The organism is Dyadobacter bucti (genome assembly GCF_005869225.1).
GTDB lineage: Bacteria > Bacteroidota > Bacteroidia > Cytophagales > Spirosomataceae > Dyadobacter > Dyadobacter bucti.
Genome location: NZ_SWFP01000004.1, coordinates 19056 through 36421 on the forward strand (window position 1 = coordinate 19056; position 17366 = coordinate 36421).

The 17366-nt window shown below is 44.3% G+C and carries 18 protein-coding genes; 2 read left to right on the forward strand and 16 right to left on the reverse strand.

Annotated elements, in window-relative coordinates:
* Positions 1 to 521: 521 nt before the first annotated feature.
* From FBF61_RS14005 to FBF61_RS14020, 4 genes are all read right to left on the reverse strand, one after another.
* On the reverse strand, positions 522 to 2564 hold the full coding sequence (locus FBF61_RS14005) for a heavy metal translocating P-type ATPase (protein WP_138478186.1): 2043 nt from the start codon (positions 2562 to 2564) through the stop codon (positions 522 to 524).
* 40 nt (positions 2565 to 2604) lie between these two features.
* Complete coding sequence (locus FBF61_RS14010) at positions 2605 to 4905, reverse strand: multicopper oxidase domain-containing protein (RefSeq protein WP_229215046.1); 2301 nt, start codon at positions 4903 to 4905, stop codon at positions 2605 to 2607.
* A gap of 96 nt (positions 4906 to 5001) precedes the next feature.
* Positions 5002 to 5862 (reverse strand): DUF3347 domain-containing protein, encoded by an 861-nt coding sequence (locus tag FBF61_RS14015; RefSeq protein ID WP_138478187.1) that lies wholly within the window; start codon positions 5860 to 5862, stop codon positions 5002 to 5004.
* 895 nt (positions 5863 to 6757) lie between these two features.
* Entirely contained in the window at positions 6758 to 8866 is a 2109-nt protein-coding gene (locus FBF61_RS14020; RefSeq protein WP_138478189.1) for a CBM96 family carbohydrate-binding protein, read from the reverse strand.
* A 501-nt stretch (positions 8867 to 9367) separates the two neighbouring features.
* Here FBF61_RS14020 and FBF61_RS14025 point away from each other — a divergent pair.
* Positions 9368 to 9781 (forward strand): hypothetical protein, encoded by a 414-nt coding sequence (locus FBF61_RS14025; RefSeq protein ID WP_138478191.1) that lies wholly within the window; start codon positions 9368 to 9370, stop codon positions 9779 to 9781.
* A 29-nt stretch (positions 9782 to 9810) separates the two neighbouring features.
* On the opposite strand, the gene FBF61_RS14030 is transcribed toward FBF61_RS14025, so the two are convergent.
* On the reverse strand, positions 9811 to 10263 hold the full coding sequence (locus FBF61_RS14030; RefSeq protein WP_166444523.1) for a DNA adenine methylase: 453 nt from the start codon (positions 10261 to 10263) through the stop codon (positions 9811 to 9813).
* Positions 10176 to 10592, reverse strand: a complete 417-nt coding sequence (locus FBF61_RS35550) for a DNA adenine methylase (RefSeq protein WP_374756614.1) — start codon at positions 10590 to 10592, stop codon at positions 10176 to 10178. The genes FBF61_RS14030 and FBF61_RS35550 overlap by 88 nt, the downstream gene beginning before the upstream one ends.
* Before the next feature lie 276 nt (positions 10593 to 10868).
* Here FBF61_RS35550 and FBF61_RS14040 point away from each other — a divergent pair, with 276 nt between their 5' ends.
* On the forward strand, positions 10869 to 11462 hold the full coding sequence (locus FBF61_RS14040; RefSeq protein WP_138478198.1) for a hypothetical protein: 594 nt from the start codon (positions 10869 to 10871) through the stop codon (positions 11460 to 11462).
* 127 nt (positions 11463 to 11589) lie between these two features.
* Here the strand turns inward: FBF61_RS14040 and FBF61_RS14045 are convergent, their stop codons facing one another.
* The 10 genes from FBF61_RS14045 to FBF61_RS14090 form a co-directional block, all read right to left on the reverse strand.
* Entirely contained in the window at positions 11590 to 11913 is a 324-nt protein-coding gene (locus FBF61_RS14045; protein ID WP_205748284.1) for a dihydrofolate reductase family protein, read from the reverse strand.
* A gap of 147 nt (positions 11914 to 12060) precedes the next feature.
* Entirely contained in the window at positions 12061 to 12999 is a 939-nt protein-coding gene (locus FBF61_RS14050) for an alpha/beta fold hydrolase (protein ID WP_138478200.1), read from the reverse strand.
* A 116-nt stretch (positions 13000 to 13115) separates the two neighbouring features.
* Entirely contained in the window at positions 13116 to 13757 is a 642-nt protein-coding gene (locus FBF61_RS14055; RefSeq protein WP_138478202.1) for a DNA alkylation repair protein, read from the reverse strand.
* Positions 13758 to 13770: 13 nt separating this feature from the next.
* Positions 13771 to 14205, reverse strand: a complete 435-nt coding sequence (locus FBF61_RS14060; protein ID WP_138478204.1) for a class I SAM-dependent methyltransferase — start codon at positions 14203 to 14205, stop codon at positions 13771 to 13773.
* Positions 14195 to 14710, reverse strand: coding sequence for a VOC family protein (locus tag FBF61_RS14065; protein ID WP_138478206.1), 516 nt, complete (start codon positions 14708 to 14710; stop codon positions 14195 to 14197). Before FBF61_RS14065 ends, FBF61_RS14060 begins: the two co-directional genes overlap by 11 nt.
* A 239-nt stretch (positions 14711 to 14949) precedes the next feature.
* On the reverse strand, positions 14950 to 15405 hold the full coding sequence (locus FBF61_RS14070) for a DUF1905 domain-containing protein (protein WP_138478208.1): 456 nt from the start codon (positions 15403 to 15405) through the stop codon (positions 14950 to 14952).
* Positions 15406 to 15438: 33 nt separating this feature from the next.
* Positions 15439 to 15921: a DUF4385 domain-containing protein gene (locus FBF61_RS14075; protein WP_138478210.1), complete on the reverse strand. Its 483-nt coding sequence runs from the start codon at positions 15919 to 15921 to the stop codon at positions 15439 to 15441.
* A 9-nt stretch (positions 15922 to 15930) separates the two neighbouring features.
* Positions 15931 to 16320, reverse strand: a complete 390-nt coding sequence (locus FBF61_RS14080) for a VOC family protein (RefSeq protein ID WP_138478212.1) — start codon at positions 16318 to 16320, stop codon at positions 15931 to 15933.
* A gap of 103 nt (positions 16321 to 16423) precedes the next feature.
* The gene (locus FBF61_RS14085) at positions 16424 to 16753 is read right to left on the reverse strand and encodes a hypothetical protein (RefSeq protein ID WP_138478214.1); all 330 of its coding nucleotides are present in this window, start codon (positions 16751 to 16753) and stop codon (positions 16424 to 16426) included.
* The gene (locus tag FBF61_RS14090) at positions 16750 to 17337 is read right to left on the reverse strand and encodes an RNA polymerase sigma factor (RefSeq protein ID WP_138478216.1); all 588 of its coding nucleotides are present in this window, start codon (positions 17335 to 17337) and stop codon (positions 16750 to 16752) included. Before FBF61_RS14090 ends, FBF61_RS14085 begins: the two co-directional genes overlap by 4 nt.
* Positions 17338 to 17366: the final 29 nt, after the last annotated feature.

Genomic DNA, 17366 nt, shown 5'->3' on the forward strand with positions numbered 1-17366 from the left:
AATCCGCTCGGAAAAACATCTTTCTTCCAAACATTTTGGTTAATCAGCCACAACATTAACTGCTTCGAGCGATTTCTTGGGCAACAATGAATGGGAAATTATACTACAGTTAACACTCCGAACGGTTCGCTGATGAACGGCCACAAAAACCATGCCGTGTAGCATCCATTCCAAACTTTATTTATTGCCTCAGTGTCCAACCCCTCAAGCTGAAAATTACAGAGAAAATGAATCACCTAAATCCGGTTTAGGCGGATCAGATCATTTCGTATTGTCCATCCTATTTTTTTGATAATTCAAGAAGGTTGCATTCGTCGCTGAACTACTTAAATCCGGTAGCCTTTGAAGCAGAATATTACCGGCAAGCAGGATGAAATTTGAGATTGTAAATATTTAGATAACCCGCAAAAGTGTGAACTAAAACGAAGCACGTCAAATGCTACACCATGCAAATATTGAAGAAGCAATTGGAATCGTTCCACCTGCTCTTGCTATTACCAGCAAAGGCTTCATTATTTTAGCTACATAACTATTCGAAGCAGTTTCGCATTAATGGCAACCACAATCGTAGATGCACTCATCAGGACTGCCCCCATTGCCGGGCTTAACATAAAGGAGGGGTACAAGACACCGGCAGCCAGCGGAATGGCTATCACATTGTAACCTATTGCCCAAGCAAGGTTCTGCACCATTTTTCTATACGTAGCCCTGCCAAATGTTATCATTTGTACTACATCCATCGGGTCACTGTTAACCAGAATGATGTCGGCAGTTTCGGCTGCAACGTCAGTTCCCGAACCAATCGCAATACCAACATCGGCCTGAGCCAAAGCCGGTGCGTCATTAACACCATCGCCTGTCATGGCAACGATTTCACCTTTACTTTGAAATTCTTTGACCTTGTCTTGCTTCTGGTGCGGCAAGACACTCGCCAGATAGCCATCCATGTTGAGCTTTTTGCTTACGGCTTCCGCAATTTTTTCATTGTCCCCCGTAAGAAGAAAGGTTTTAATATTCATCTTTTTTAATGCGGCAATCGCATCAGATGCACTATCTCTTATCGAATCTGCGAAGGTTATAATGCCAGCCAGCTTCCCGTCTACCAGGATGAAATTTACTGTATCGGTAGCCTGGTCGATTTGGTCGGGAATTGCGGGAAGGGAAATGTTTTCCTGAGTAAAATAATTCGGTCCGGCTGCTACCACTTTTTTCCCATTCACAGTTGCCATCACGCCTATGCCAGGCATGTAGTTAAAATCAGCAGATGGCCAGAGCTCCAATCCTTTCTCCTTTATTTTCCGGATAACCCCGTGGGCGATATGGTGTTCAGAGTTCTGCTGAACAGCGGCTGCATATTGCAGGATCTGATCGGCTGAAAATTGATTATCCTGGATGATAATTTGCTGGATTTCATGGGAACCTTTGGTAAGTGTCCCTGTCTTATCAAAAATAATCGTAGTAAGATTACGTGCATTTTCGAAAGCGGTTCGGTTACGGATCAACAATCCGTGGGTTGCTGAAAGCGTTGTTGAAATTGCAATCACAAGGGGGACGGCTACGCCCAGTGCATGGGGGCAAGAAGTAACCATGACGGTTACCATTCTTTCCAAAGCAAAGGACAAGGTTTCACCGCCTGAAAACCAGACCATAAAAGTCACTACGCCAACCGTGATAGAAACCAGTGTTAGCCATTTGGCAACCTTATCTGCCAGATTCTGAGTATTGGATTTAGCACCCTGCGCTGTTTTGACCATAGTGATCACCTTTTGCAGATACGTGTTGTCCCCCGCACCGGTAACATGGATTTTCAGAACACCGTTGCTATTTATAGCACCTGCTATTACTTTGTCATCTTTCTTTTTTTCTACCGGGACACTTTCTCCCGTCAGCATACTTTCATTCACATAAGAGCTGCCATCCTGTACTACTCCGTCAGCCGGTATTTTCTCGCCAGGCTTAACAATTAATATATCTCCGGAGCGAAGATCTTTTAAAGCGATATCAGTTATGTGATTATCCTTTTCCACATGCACCACAGCGGGAAGTAAAGCCACCAACGATTCCAATGCCCGTGATGCCGCCATTTGGGATTTCATTTCCAGCCAATGCCCCACCAGCATGATGTCGATCAGGGTGGCCAGCTCCCAGAAGAAATCCATGCCTTCCAGTCCGAATACGACTGCCACACTATAGACATAGGCAGTCGTAATTGCTACGGCCACCAGCGTCATCATGCCGAGATTTTTATTCCTGATTTCACTGACGAGCCCAGTCAAAAAAGGCCAGCCACCATAAAAATAGATAACACTACTAAGGATCAAAAGCACATATTTGTCCCCGGAAAACGTCCAGTCGAATCCAGCCATTTGCTGGATCATGTGCGAGAGCAACAGTACAGGAACTGTAAGTACTAGACATATCCAGAAGCGTTTAAGAAAATCTTCTGTATGATGCCCTGCGTGTTTATCATGCCCTTCATGCGCATCCATTTGCTTTTCAGCGTCATGATGCCCATGCATCGAAGCATCTTTCTGCACGTGGTGATGACTGTGGTGATGTTCCATTTTATTTGGCTTATGTGAAAAAGGCAATCTCTTTTATGGGTCAATAATTCAAAGTCAATCCAACACCAAACCCCATATCGCTATCGTAATGCGCTGTGGCACCCACATACCTGGTAAAAATATACCGAAGAGCCGCCATATATTCTTTATCGGTGTTGACCATCAGGTTCATCCTAAGTCGTTTGGAAACCGGTATGTCCATCCGTTCCAGTTGAAAACGCAGGTTGCCATCGGTGAATATTTCAGCTTGGGCTGTGACCAGCATAGGTAGCATATAGTTGACACCAGCACTAAGGATTGATCGTTTGTCTTTAGTATTTCGCTGGCCGAAATGATTAGTTTCTACTTCGCCCATTTCCATTTTCCGGTACCGCCAGTCAAAACCAATAAATGGCATCAGCCACTGCATTTTGCCAATGTAACGACCCAGGTGCGTTTCGACCTCGTATCCGTGGTGGTCGTTATAGCCCAACCGCCACTCGGTACCAATACTCCAACGGGTATTTTGTATCATCGCTTCTCCATCATTTCCATTAGTCGCAATATCGTTCTCTGCCATAAAATGGAACTGGCGGTCATCGGCAAACAATTTGCGTTGTGCTAACCTCGTGTTAGGGATTTCTGGGTTAGCAGGGGAATTTTCATAGGAGAAGACCGCGCCCATGCCGCTCATCATATGGTAAAGGATATGGCAATGAAAAAACCAGTCACCACTTTCGGTTGCTGCAAATTCCAGCGTGTCGGTTTCCATCGGCATGATATCAATGATATTTTTTAGTGGCGCGTTAACGCCCTGGCCATTGAGCACCCTGAAATCATGGCCATGAAGGTGCATCGGATGCCGCATCATAGAATTGTTATAAATGACCATACGGACATTTTCTCCTTTTTTAATCAGGATCTTATCGCGTTCTGAAACCACTTTATTGTCCATGCTCCACACATAGCGGTTCATGTTGCCAGTCAATACAAAGCGGAGCTCTTTTACCGGTGCATTTTTTGGCAGAGATGTGTTGCCCGGTGATTTTAGCATCGCATAGTTCAGGGTCGTAATTGAAGATAATGCATTGCTAATGTACATGTTATAATCAGCATGCTCATTTTCACCGGCCTTCCCCGGATCATCCATTTTCATGTTTCCCATAGCAGTTGCATTATTTGTCTCCTTCTTTTTGCTTTTCGAAGCACCGGTAATTTCAGGATACATGACCACATTCATATCCATCTGGTTCAGGCTCATATTCATGCCCATGTCGTCCAAATCACCATTCATTTTCATCATGCCATTCATCATCTTCATGCCCTCGAAATATTTGAGCCTGGGCAGCGGTGATGCGAGTTGCTTCACACCTTCACCCAGGTACAGGGAAGCAGATTTGGTCCGGTCTTCCGATGTCGCCAAAAACTCATAGGCAGTGGGGGTAGATCCAGGTTTAACAGCCGGAATGGTAACAATCACATCGTAGGTTTCAGAAACGGCTATGATCAGCCTATCTACTTCTACCGGCTCCACATCATTTCCGTCATTAGCGACAACAGTCATCTTACCACCTGCATAAGTAAGCCAGAAATAGGTAGAAGCACCACCGTTTGAGATTCTTAAACGCACTTTATCGCCTGGCTTGAACTGGGAGAGCTGGCTTTCATTTTTCCCATTAATAAGGAAACGGTCATAGTATACGTCACTTACATCCATGGCGGTCATACGCTTAAACTCGTTGCCTACTTTGGTCTTGAAATAGCCTTGACTGATTGCTTCTGAGTAGCTTTGTGTTGCGCCTTTTTTGATGGCGAACCAGTCATTGGCATTATGCAGCATTCGGTGCACATTATGCGGGTTCATATCTGTCCACTCACTTAATATGACAGGCACCGTGAGTATGGCCGGCTCCTTTTTCTTGTTCAGGATCATCGATCCGTACATGCCAATCTGTTCCTGCAACTCGGTATGGCTATGATACCAGTGCGTACCGTTCTGAATGATGGCGAAACGGTACAAGTGCGTGGTATGGGGCTTGATTGGCATCTGGGTCAGATTCGGAACCCCGTCATACTTATTGGGCAAGAACAGTCCATGCCAGTGCAGGGATGTTTCTTCGTCCAGCTCATTGTGTACATATATTTCAGCTGTATCGCCTTCCGTAAAAGTTAAGGTAGGCATCGGGATTTGCCCGTTTACTGCAATGGCCCGCTTCGGCGTTCCCGTAAAATTTACGGTAGTATCGTTGACGGATAGATCATACCGTACTATTTTTTGGCAGTGAACCTGCCCAGAAATAGAAAAGAGGATTGCTACCGCGAGAAGAGCTTTATATATAGGGATTTTAAGAAAATCCATCATGTGTTGTTATTTAAATATGAAGAGAACGCTGTCCTGATGACCATAAATCGTTAACCTACTAGCAGGTAATTTACATTGCCATCAGGACAGGCCTTACTATTTGAGTATTTCAGTGGTTTTGCCACAATTCAACATCTGCGCGCCATAATAAGGGTTTTTAATTGCCGACACCTGGCTTAGCCAGTTGGCACCTTTTCCTTCTTTGGCCATCGGGCAATGTTGATAGTACACTGCTTGTGAGGGTTTTGCCGACTTGATGAGTTTATACATATTCTCAGAAAGCGAAGAGAAATGGTCTTTTTGGTGAGATAGATCTTTGGTTTCTTCAATGTGTTCAGCATCAAAATTCAAGTCTTTCACAACCTTCATCCAAACCATGTGTTGCTCGCTTCCCAGCTCGTCCATCTTAACAGCTTTAAGTGCCTTTACCAGGCTTGCTGCTTTCACAGATGTCGCATTTCCGTCAGAACTTACCAAGGCATCTTTCACAGCATAATAGGCATCTAGAACTGGCTTTAATGGGTCAGCATTGGCTGAAACGGCATTCGCAGCTGTATCCATAGCCGTAGCACCATGCTCATGGGCACTCATTTTCATTTGGACTACCACTTCATTTTTTCCAGTGCGTTCATAACGGCAGCATTCTTCCAGCTTAGCATAAGCATCATCGGGTGCCAGATAGCTTGTGTTGTCATATCCAGCTAATGCAACCTTTTTCAGGATTGCATCCAGAGAAGTCTTTTTACTATCGAAAGTTACAGCGGCAACCTTCGTTTCTTTATCCCAGCTTGCCTTGGAAATATTTTTTTCAAATGCAGCTGCTTCAATCCCTTCTTTGCACTGTGAGCATGAACCGGCAATTTTTACATTCTCGGTAGTGACATTTCTAATATCTGCACAGGATATAAAAGTGGGCAGCAATAGCAATGTTGCCATCAATATTTTAATTGATTTCATCAGAATAAGATTTTGAGCTTTAAATAATTAGGTTTTTGTCCGAAGTAAAAAGTGCTTCGGAAGGGCGCACCTGTGGCTACAGGGAACCTAGCAACCTATGTTTGGGGGCATCCACAGTGAAAGATACACTGGCTTTGGAGAGACCTGCTGAAAGAACCAGGAGGTAGAATTATCAACAGCAGTAAGGGAATTTTGGATAAGCCCTGCCGGCTGAACTTTTAAGGCGAAAACAGGAACAGAGTGGGCACAATCGCAACCGGATTCATTACAGCTATGGCCGCATGTCTTATTATTATCACCGGGTTTATGATTCCAGTGCCTGGTGCAACATGCTTTTTTAGGAACAGCCACATGCTTTAATTCTTTTTTCACGGGAACGTGTTTGCTACCACATGCCTGACTGATCCCCACTGATCCCAGCAGGCAAATCATCATCAGCAGTAAGAAAACACATCCTTTCATAATAAATCATACGTTTTTATAAGGTACAAAGATCACAAATTGTTCCTGGATGTTTCTACACAATTACCATGCAGAATTGCATAATTATGGATTTCTGAGTGTGGGAGTGGAAAATTGAGAATCCAACGTCTTTTGTAGGAAGGATGTTAGCAAAGACACAGAGCGGGTAACGATCGCCATGCATGGTTCCCATTACGCAGTACTGTAGAGAACGATCAAACGGTCGGACAGGAGCATGTGGACGATATCTGAGTTTTAAATCAGCTTTAAAATGAAAAAAGTTGCCAGACACCCAGGCAGCTTTTTGCTTACTTCAATCCAGTTCTTATTTTTAAGAGCAGTATTTAATATCAGTCAGAATAGGAGACAAGCCTGCTCTGACTGATATTTTTATTGATACCCGTCTGTTTGGTATTTAATGTGGCAGTGGTTTTTAGCGCACGACCATTACTTTGATCACTTCAGTGCTGGCTTCCGATCTGATGACTAGCAAATGCATGCCGGGCTGCAAAGAAAGCCCTGAAAGGTCCACCTCCGTACTGGTATTGCCGACCGGTTTTTCGGAAGGATTCAGCTTGTAGACTATGCCGGATGCACTCACTATGTCCAATGTGATGTCGGATTTGTGTTTGTTGCCTGTTTCTAATGTGAACTGCTTCCGCACGGGATTGGGAAAAATACGTGAATCGTTGATCTCCATTTCATCCGCTGTAGATCCTTTTTCCTCCGCCGTTCTTGCACTTGCGGATGCGGCGGTAGTAATGACCAGCTGTGGCGGATTAGTCGCACTTTCCTTGCTGTTAAATGCCAGTTTGGTATTTTTTCCTGTCGCATTCCGGAGCACGAAACTCGCTGTTTTATCACCGGCAAGCTGCGCTTTTACATAATTGGTTACATCGAGCTCATAATATTGCAAGCTGCTCACGGCAGTGGAAGCCAGTAAAGTGTTACCCGATGCAGGCGCATTGAGCCAGTTAATTCCCGTTTCTGTCCAGCTATCATTGCTGACAGAATAAGCTGACAAGTTTATGGAATTGCCGGCCTCAACATTTCTTCCGAAAACGCGAAGCTTCGCTGTACCGATCTGATTGACTGCATTCAGCGCAAATTTGAGATAGGACGCTCTGTTTACACCGCTCGTCGTACTGTTTTTGACCTCCAGCGCTACATTACCTCCAAAGTTTATAGGCGCAAAACTTCCGTCACGTACGTAGGAATCAGCCACAGGCCGGAGATACATGATTTGCGGCTGCGGCGATTGCTGGTAAGGGGTCAGGCGTATGACCTGAGTAGCCTCGTAAGTTCCTCCGGCAAAGATGAAGCCTGCATCGGTCGTCTGCTTTATACCGGTTTCCGCATAGCCATCGAGCTGGCTGCCAGGAATCGTTTTTTCCCATTCAACAGAGCCAGCGCCTGCCACCTTCACACTCCAGAAAGCAATCTCCTGGTTTGTGCCCTCGCTCTTGTCGCCCGATGCGTCCGAGCTGGATGTACCTCCCAGGATGTAGCCGCCATCAGCGGTCAGTTCAAGGGATTTCAACTTGTCGTCGCGGTTTCCGCCGATTACCTTGTCCCAAATCTTGGTACCATTGGTCGCCAGTTTTATCAGCCAGAAATCGGAGCGGCCTTTGGAGGCTTCTGTCTTATCACCGCCAATCGGCGCGTCCGACCAGCCGCCCACCAGATACCCCAGATCAGAAGCCTGTTTCACCATACGCAGTTCTGTTCCACCTGTGAGCGTATTATCCCATTCGTTGGTACCATTGGCTGAAACCTTCACAATCCAAAAATCTCCGTAGGTATTTCCTGATTCCGACTTGTCAAACCCGGCATTCGAACTCGATAAGCCACCCAGAATAAACCCTCCATCCGCAGTCAGTTCCATCGAAGTAAGAATATCTGCCTTCCCACCGCCGATGGATTTATCCCAAAGCTTTGTTCCCGTAGCATTCAGTTTTACCAGCCAGTAGTCCTCAGACTGGGACAGGTTAGCCCCTTTCGGCCCTTCGGTTTTGTCCCCGCCTGCGCTCGATGATGAGTAACCGGCTACCAAATACCCGCCATCTTTCGTTTGATGTACAGATGCGAAGACGTCATCCAGGTTTCCGCCGAGCGTCCGGTCCCATTGGCGACTACCGGTAGCAGAAAGCTTGATCACCCAATAATCAGAAGGGATGTAGCTGCCGGTTGAATTTGTCCCTTTTGGATTTTCACTTTTATCCCCACCCGCAGGAGCGCTGGAAGATCCTCCCAGGATGTAGCCGCCGTCGGCAGTTTGTTCCAGTGAGCGCAGTCCTGTTGTTGTAAATGGCCTTTCCCACTGCGTCGCCCCGGCGGCTGAAAGTTTAATGAGCCGGGAGGCTACCAGCACGGCAAAGCCTCCGTCGGTTGTCTGGACTATGGCCGTGGGCGTACCGTAGGGCAGCACTTTTTCCCAGACGGTTGCAGGTTGTGCCTGTGCAGCCAAACTGAGAAAAAGCAGCGCTGCGAGGTAGGGGCTGATGATCTTCTTATTCATGTGATGAAGTACAATTCTGAACATAGATTTCAATTGAGTTTCGTAAGTTAATGGTTTGCATTCCAAGCGGTAAATTACACGAATGTAAGGGCATTGTGCCCAGGTATTTACTTCTTCCAGGTATTGATAATCGGTTTTTTTTAAAATTTAAAATACATCTACAAACTACCAGAGGATTTGGATAGCGTGGTCAATAGTTTGGCCGAATTAAATGTTACAGATTTGCCCACTATTTCCTGGCCACTAGACGCAATTAGTGGCGTTTTATTGAATTAGAAGCTGCAGTGGTGACCTTTCAACAGCGAGACAAATGAAACCAGCGATTCTTGGTCTTTATTACCCTGAAATAGCCTTACAAATGTGTGTATAAGGCGAAAGGTAGCGCTGGCCGCCGGCAGGTGTTAGGAAAGTTGCCTGACCGGCAAATAATCTAATAAGAATTGGTACATATTAATACCGTATATTGGATTTGTCGATCATTAAATCGATTCGCAACGAAATGTCTCTTAAAAAACTTACGGTCAAATGAAAAAGATAGTATTCCTGTTGATTAATCTTGTGATTTTTACCGGATGCAAAAAGGATGAAACAGAAACTCTATACGACCAACTTGTGGGTAAATGGCAGCTGTTAGCGGCAGAGCATACAGAAAATGGCGTATTAACTTGGCAAGTTCGACCCTTCGATGAACAGGACAATTTAGAGTTCACATCTGACGGAATCGCCAATGTAAAAAAGGATTATGGTCTTTGCTGCGCCCCAGAATTCTTAATAGTTGGCGGCGCTCCAGTTAAACTTAAACCTAAAGCAGACCGTCCGTCTTATAATGAACGATGCTACTACACTTGCGAGTGTCCTAACTGGCGAGTGGAAATAAGCGGCGATGATGAGATTATTATAACATATTGTGAAACCAGGTTTAAATACCTTAGAATCTGATTTTCAACTACCTAAATTTTCTCGAAGAGCTAATCTTGGTAATTAGTGATCAAATACTCAGTCCGTCTATTTTTCAGGTTTTTCCTTTCACCGATCTCGATCACGTTTAGCTTTAGGTCGCTGGCCGTGTCCATAATAAAGGGATGGTCAAACTCGCTCATCGCCCAGCGGATCCCCGAATCGGTCAGCGTCCGGAACAGGTCCGTACTGTCCTGCTGGGTGAAGCCGCTGCTGTAGTTATTGGCCGTGCCCAGACAAGGAGGATCTGCATAAATGAACGCACGCTGTTTCTGGCTGCGCTCCCTGACTGCAACCTTGTCCAGGATCCGGCGAAAATCGAAATGGGTAAACTTTGTATTGACAAAACTCTGCCTGATCAGTTCGATCGATCCTGTCAGGTCTGGCTTGTTGTTACCAAATCCCAGGCGCAGCGTTTCGCCCTGGCCCATATAGCTGAAATTGGAAAGCACCAGGAACCGCACGGCCTTATAAATAGGGTCAGTCTCCTGTTTTTTACGCTAGGCCAAAAATTGCAATGTGCAGATCGGGGATTGTGCCAGGCTTTGATCAGATCGTTGGGCCTATGCCAGATGACCTGATAAAGGTTGTAAACATCATCGTCCAGGTCGTTGACGATATTGTATTTGGCCAACGGTTTGTTAACAAACATGCCGCCCGCACCGAAGAAAAGCTCGATGTATAAATCGTGCTGCGGGACATGTCGGTGGACCTTTTCTGCAATCTTCTTTTTGTTACCTAGTCTGTTAAGGATCATTGTTGCTGTACTTAAATTGTTGATGAAGAGATTCATCAGCAATTTTAATAGGCAATCGGATACAAAAGAGGAAAGTTGTAGAAATAATTGTATAATTAAATAACTCTTACGAAATCAGTGACACAAATAATATGAGACATTGATAAATTAGATAACGATTTGAGCCGCCATTTAAAAGGTTAACCAGTTTTCTCATAATACTGGAAACAATCTCAAAAAATGGACATTTAGTGAGATAACTGTATAAAACATCTTTTGTAAAATGTACGATGGTAGGTCACCGTTTGAAAATTAAACAACATTGAAGGTATAATGAGGCTAACATCTATAATTGCTATTGCGGTCTTGACAATATTATTATCATGTGAGAAATATCAGGATTACCAAAAAATTGACGAAAACTACATGGACAGGAAATACTCCATTAAAAACATAATTCCAAATAAGGAAATTTTCTATTGGAGGTACGTAGAGACATCTTCAAATAAAGTAGTTAAAGAAGTTGGTGATAAAACGATATTGTTAGATTATGAAATAAAGGAACCAACTCATGGATTTTTTCCTGAATGTATGCCTGGTTTTTGCTACTCGTACGTAGTTTATATTGACAGCAGCGGGTTAAATTATGTCACAGATGAAAAATTATTTGGGGAATTTATAGGAAATATAGATAATATGTCCGAGGCTATTTTAATTGGAAAAATACAAAATCTTTGGATTGATAAAGAGAACAAAAAGGGAGGTTCATACATAAAAACAGACTCAGGGTATGAGATGAATTTATTAAAGTATGAAGGATGCCCAGAAACATATGAGTCTATATTTTTTAAAATTGGTTTTAACGGGAACTTTACGTTAAAATCAAATGGCGTATATAAGACAACGGGAGATTGTATTATGTTTTGAAAAATCCGGTAAGAATGCTTCTATATCGAATATAACTGGATTATTTCAAGAACGTTGCCAAAAAGCCTCTCCCCCTCTTTTTCTGTGTTTTCTCATTTAACAAAAAATCCGTTGTTCAGGCCAAAACCTAACTATTAGCCAGCTTTTCGTGCGTAAGCACATATACGTCGGCTTCATAGAGGTCATCCACCCAAGCCACTTCGCCTTCCTCGAACATCCGCTTTCCCATAATGTACGAACCTGTCCGGGCAAATACATCGTCGATCAATGTCCCATCTGTGCCGTCCTCCTGGCCGCCTTCCATTTTGATGTGTTTCCAGAATGCCTTTTGTTTGAACATCCACTGATGAAGTCTGCCCGAAGCGCCGCCCATCGGGTTTTGCGGACTTCTGTTGTCACCGGCGAAATAGCCGTCGAAAGAAATCCCGCTGTCAAAGATTATTTTGCTCATGCTGATGCTGAATTATGGTTTGGAATGCTTTGCGATTTTTCCAGTTTGTCAAACATCTCTATCCAGCCGCGATACGCCCCGGTTTTCCGGGCTTTCTCTTCTGATACGGCTTCGTAGATCACTGCCTTTCTCTACTTTGATGAAAACCTAAAAGGTCGGCGGAGCTGTATTCAGGTCAGAGTCCAGAAAGTTTTTAACCATGGGAATCAGGATGTCTGGTTGGGAGATCAAACCAATATGGGTTGTCCCTGGCAAAATGGCAAGCCGCGATTTGGGCAGTCCATTAATATCCCCCATTTTTCCACCGCCTTTCGCCCTAAACAATTCCAGCGCATGTTCGTAACGTATACCATCAGAATCGCCTATCGCCATGAAGATGGGAGCCTTGATATTTTTGACCTCTTTCGACCAATCATACGCCTTCCGATCGACACCCATCACCTTATCAATGAAGTCGGGAAATTTGGCCGGGTCGTTTCCTAGGCTATCATATTGTTGCTGAATGGGGCTTCCCTTGAACATCTCTGCATTCATTGTTTCAAAGCTTTTTTCAACCTCGGGCAGCCATCCGTCATTTTTATAAACACCCGATAAAATAACTAGTCGACGAACTTGATCCGGGTGCCGGATGCCCATCTGAAACCCGACGCCTGCCCCCATACTGTAACCCAGTACATCGATGCTATCCAGCTTTAAATGTGTAATTAGCCCCGATACATCGTCGGCCATATTCTCATATGTAAAAGCGCGCTGAATATCTTTGGTCCGTCCGTGCGCCTGCATCTCTGCCACAATCACCTTCCGATCCTTTGCCAGCATCGGGATTATTTGTGCCCAATTCATCGGAATTGTCATAAAAGAACCATGAACCATAAGCAGCGGCTTGCCTTGTCCGTAGACTTCGTAGTACATTTTGAGTCCGTTCACATCGGCATATCCACTTTCATTAGGCTTTATAGGCAGGCTTTCGGTCGCGTCCATTTCTTCCTTGTTTGTGTTGTTAAAATCTTTGTTTTTCAGTTCGCAAGAAATGGCTGCTAGTATGACTACAAAAGCGGCAAAGCTGCTAAGAATTTGACGTTTCATGATTCTGTCTATTTGTTGAAGTACAAAATTCGCGAATGGCACCACAATTACTGCTGTGCGTTTGCGACAGTTATGCTGGTAGATAGCGACAGCCTAGTCAGAAATCGTGCGATCATTTATAGTTTCCGTTTTTTGCTTTCAATCACTATGAAATCCGGCAGATAATCCGGAGTACAGCCTTTTGAGACTATTTGACCTTTGTAAAGACCAATGTCTTGGCCGATGGCAATACAGCGATCCCGATACTGTTTTTCATAGACTCCAATCCAGCCCGTTGTAAAGTTCATCGCCCACTGAACTTCCGGTTCTTCTTTGGCAATGTTGGTCTCTATTTTGGCCAGCAATTCCGCCGTGTTATCAGGGGGCGTTTGTCCCATCCATCTCAGACGCGCCTGATGATACCAGAATACTCTTCTTTGAAGAGCAGACGGGCTGTTTTCCCATGAATCGATTAAAGCGGTGACCTTCTTGTCTTTAAGAAGTTGATTCGCCATGAGCCAGTCAATCAATTGATTCCGCTCGACTGGTAGATGGGTTTGCATATCACGATCAAGTTCACTGATCAGATCTTGTGAAATGCGTTTATTATCCATAATTAAAATGGCCAGTTGCCTTGGCAAAAATCTCCCGGTTGACCATAATTCAAGAGCAAGCTCATGATCTTTCTTAATGTCCTTGGCAATTTTCCGTAAGTCTCCCAGCTTGGTATTGCTATTGATCTGTCCCAGGATATTCTCTGCTTTTGAAGAAAGTTTCATTGCTATGTTCTGATTACCGGTCCGTAATATCAAGCAGCTTCAACGGATTTCCGCCATCGATGTAAAGTTTACCATTTCGTTTTAGAGCTTTCCGGATTTTTTCAATAGCCTGCCTCTCTATTTCGGGATGTCTTCCATCCAGCGCACCCACGCGAACCGCAAAGGCAATATCGAATTGTTCTTCGCCGTCTTGGAGCTCAAAGTTTTCGATTGATTCGGCACGAAAGGAAAGTATCCCGGAAGCAATCTCTGCCTTACTACTTTCAATGGCCTGCCCGATAGCCTTGGATGAACGATCAATTCCCAAAATTCGGCCACCTGGAACACGTTTGCAAACCTCGCGGGCAGCTGCACCCGACCCGCAGCCGATTTCCAATACCCGCATACCTTCTTTCAGTGGCAGTGCATCCACAATTTCTTGAAGTCGTTTGGAAAGCTTATTGGCCATTCCCTTTCTTCATTTGTTCAACCGCATTCCATCCTTCGGGAGTAATTCCCATGATTTCAGTGACTGCCCCAATCGTTTCATAAGTATCGAAAAATGCCATTCTCGCGATAGGATGATCCACTTCACTGATGATTTCATATCCTTTTGCCCGAAATTTCTCGACGACCTCCTCGAAATCGCTAACCGAAAGCCTGTATGCGAAATGCTGTGCTCCGCCTGCTGGATTTTGATTCAAATAATCATGAAACATGCTTTGCCCCGATAAAGGCTGAACGAGTTCTACGAAATTTAGACCATTGTATGCCTGCGTGGTGAGCCATTCTGCGGCCACCACTTCGCCCCGGTAAGTCATGCCCAGGTCCTGCGCACGAACTAGCTCGGGTGCAGGAAAGGCGGGGATGCCAAGGTTTTTAGAAAAGAAATCCGCAGCCGCGTGAATATCTTTCACTACCCAGCAAATCTGGGCAAATTCAAGTTTTGAGATAACATCGTCAATGCCTTCCATATGAGTACATTCTTGGATTGATGGTTTACAAAACTATCAATTGCGGCATTGACAATTGTGGGGGATTTGAGACAACAGCGAGGGTAGATCGGGACGTTGTTGTAGATGCTTTGATGATGTTCAACGCATTCCCAGTTCAGGGTTTAAGTCTCTGGTTTTCCTTAAGATCTATAAAAACCGTAAATGATCACGGCTGCCAGTATTGATCCAGATTAGCAATTTCTTAATATTCATACCTGTCACGATAACTTCTTAATTGCGGCCATGATCTTTTGTTCCTGCCTGCTTTCATTCGGTTGCGACAAAATCGTATCAATTATTTCTTCCTGCTCGTCATTTGGCAATGCTTTGAATTTTGTTAACATTCCAGCATCATTAAAGATATCAAACAGTTGATCTTCTGACCTGAGCTTGTTGTCTGAGTTCTTGTACATGGTTACTATCACTTCATCGCCACCACCCTTGTTAATGGCTTTCCTGATGGTGCCATTAACTGAAATCATTTTGTCAGCGTTTGTCACAGGAGCCAGATTCAGATCCTTGAATTCATAACCGTCGATAGTACCCGATACCTTCATCGCTCCCCAGCTTCCCCGAATGTCTTTTGTTCCCGGTATTACCAGATGATAAGTCCATGCGCCCTTGCCGGGTTCGTGCCGGAGAATCAGCTTTTCATTTTCAAGAATTGTTTTCATCTTCCGGTTTTGATGCAATATTCAAATTTTGGATCAGCCTAATTTGCTTTTCCATTCCTTTTTCATTTGCGCATACTGTTCATTGCTTTCTGCCTGCTTCCATTTGGAATAAAATATAACAGCAGCTTCCGCTTTCTCTTGCTGCCCGGTGCCTTTTTCGAGCAGTGCATAATCGTTGTCTTTATCGTATTTCTTTCCGCCCTTATAATTGGCGTAACGCCGCGCTCTGGTAAAACCCATTTGCAAATACTTGCGTGCCATGTCTGCTCCCACAAAGTCGTCTAGTTCCAGATAAGCCAAAAACAGTTTATAAATTTTGTTGCTGCTTTCTTCGGCAATGATCTTTGTTTTAAACCGCCAGAATTGTCCGATCTCCGATTTGTAAGGCTCACAAATCAACACTCCCTGCTCACCCTTGCCAACCCGGTAAAGTTCCGGATGCTTTTTGTAGTCAATATCGGGCTTCCACTCGTAAGCTTGATTATTGAAATCCAGGTAGGACGGTTTATCTGCCATTCGCTTTTTTTAGTGAAGAGGACATCCAATTTCCCAAATGTGCCCAAACGGATCTTTGAGCTTCCCGATTTTCCAATCCTCTTCAACCGTGACTGGACAGATTTGGGTAGCTCCGGCCTTCAATGCGTTGGCGAATATTGTGTCGGGATCCGAAGTTGTCAAAATCATGCGAACTGGCGATCCTCCTATTGTTGATGGACTAAGATTGTGAAATTCCGGTTCCTCATCCCCAATCCAGAAGTCTGCATTTCCTATTCCAATTCTCGCATTTGTTCTGCCATCGTTGGTATACTTTTCCAATATCGTTGCACCAAATGCCGCTTCACAGAAAGCGGCTGCTCCGGAAGCATCGGAGACTACCAGGAACGGTGTAAGGTTCAATTTTAAGTCTGCGCTCATAATGAGATTTAGAATTTGAGATTACAACTTGATCACATCGCGCCAAAGCTTATCGGTTTTTATTCACCCAAAAGGTATTGGCTATAGTGGACTGGCACTGCTTCTAAACTGAATCAATTTTTGAAAAAATACTCTTTTTAACAATAGTGAGTAACACCCAAAGACCAATTATAAGGGCTATTGCTGCAATAGGGCCTGCGGGTTGAATGGAAAATGGCCGGGCATAGTAAAGGAAGACGATCAACCAGGTAAAGGCAATCCCAGCGAGTGCTCTGCCCAGCCATTGGTTGATCACCAGTTGTTGCGACAGTTTCCTTTTAGATTGTTCCCGTATCAAGTCATTGAGATGTGCGGAAAATTGGTCAGATGTTTTGTTCAGGCCGTTTTCCTTCAAAATCATCCGGATGTTTGAGTCACTATGGTTCTCTTTCATAACAAATCTTTCATTTCCGTATTTAATAAAATTTTTAATTCTGCTTCAAGCTGTTTCCTGCCTCTGAGTAACCTCATTTTTATGGCAGATGTTTTTAGCCCCAATATTTCACTAATTTCTGAAATGCTTTTTTCGCCGATATAGAAATACGAGATCACAATATGGTCTTCTTCGGATAATCTGTTGAGGGCCAACCCTACAAATTTTTCCCTTTCCCCCTTTTTTAACAGATCGTACTCGGTGTGGTCTGATTTGTCAAACGCATTGTCGTCCAACGGGTTACCAAGTTCTGATAACTGTATTTTTTTGTCTTTGACTTTTGTAAGCGCGGTATTGTAAACGATGCGGAACAGCCAGGTTGAGAATTTAGAAGCCCGTTTGAATTTCTCGAGTGAGGCAAAGGCTCTCAAAAAGGAATCCTGGACAACTTCTTCCGCGTCTTCTTTATTCATGACAATCCGAAATGCAACTGTGTAGGCCAAATCTTTATAGGCACCCACCAGATATTCAAGACCTGCTCTTTCACCACGAGTGGCTTGCTCCAGAAACGCATCTTCGCGATGATTTGTCTTCCTGAAAATCATTTCATGTTATCGAATTTTCCGGTGATCGA

Coding starts and splice junctions, on each gene's coding strand:
- FBF61_RS14005 (WP_138478186.1), bottom strand. CDS start 2,564: ATGGAACATCACCACAGTCATCACCACGTGCAGAAAGATGCTTCGATG.
- FBF61_RS14010 (WP_229215046.1), bottom strand. CDS start 4,905: ATGATGGATTTTCTTAAAATCCCTATATATAAAGCTCTTCTCGCGGTA.
- FBF61_RS14015 (WP_138478187.1), bottom strand. CDS start 5,862: ATGAAATCAATTAAAATATTGATGGCAACATTGCTATTGCTGCCCACT.
- FBF61_RS14020 (WP_138478189.1), bottom strand. CDS start 8,866: ATGTTCAGAATTGTACTTCATCACATGAATAAGAAGATCATCAGCCCC.
- FBF61_RS14025 (WP_138478191.1), top strand. CDS start 9,368: ATGAAAAAGATAGTATTCCTGTTGATTAATCTTGTGATTTTTACCGGA.
- FBF61_RS35550 (WP_374756614.1), bottom strand. CDS start 10,592: ATGAATCTCTTCATCAACAATTTAAGTACAGCAACAATGATCCTTAAC.
- FBF61_RS14040 (WP_138478198.1), top strand. CDS start 10,869: ATGAGGCTAACATCTATAATTGCTATTGCGGTCTTGACAATATTATTA.
- FBF61_RS14045 (WP_205748284.1), bottom strand. CDS start 11,913: ATGAGCAAAATAATCTTTGACAGCGGGATTTCTTTCGACGGCTATTTC.
- FBF61_RS14050 (WP_138478200.1), bottom strand. CDS start 12,999: ATGAAACGTCAAATTCTTAGCAGCTTTGCCGCTTTTGTAGTCATACTA.
- FBF61_RS14055 (WP_138478202.1), bottom strand. CDS start 13,757: ATGAAACTTTCTTCAAAAGCAGAGAATATCCTGGGACAGATCAATAGC.
- FBF61_RS14060 (WP_138478204.1), bottom strand. CDS start 14,205: ATGGCCAATAAGCTTTCCAAACGACTTCAAGAAATTGTGGATGCACTG.
- FBF61_RS14065 (WP_138478206.1), bottom strand. CDS start 14,710: ATGGAAGGCATTGACGATGTTATCTCAAAACTTGAATTTGCCCAGATT.
- FBF61_RS14070 (WP_138478208.1), bottom strand. CDS start 15,405: ATGAAAACAATTCTTGAAAATGAAAAGCTGATTCTCCGGCACGAACCC.
- FBF61_RS14075 (WP_138478210.1), bottom strand. CDS start 15,921: ATGGCAGATAAACCGTCCTACCTGGATTTCAATAATCAAGCTTACGAG.
- FBF61_RS14080 (WP_138478212.1), bottom strand. CDS start 16,320: ATGAGCGCAGACTTAAAATTGAACCTTACACCGTTCCTGGTAGTCTCC.
- FBF61_RS14085 (WP_138478214.1), bottom strand. CDS start 16,753: ATGAAAGAGAACCATAGTGACTCAAACATCCGGATGATTTTGAAGGAA.
- FBF61_RS14090 (WP_138478216.1), bottom strand. CDS start 17,337: ATGATTTTCAGGAAGACAAATCATCGCGAAGATGCGTTTCTGGAGCAA.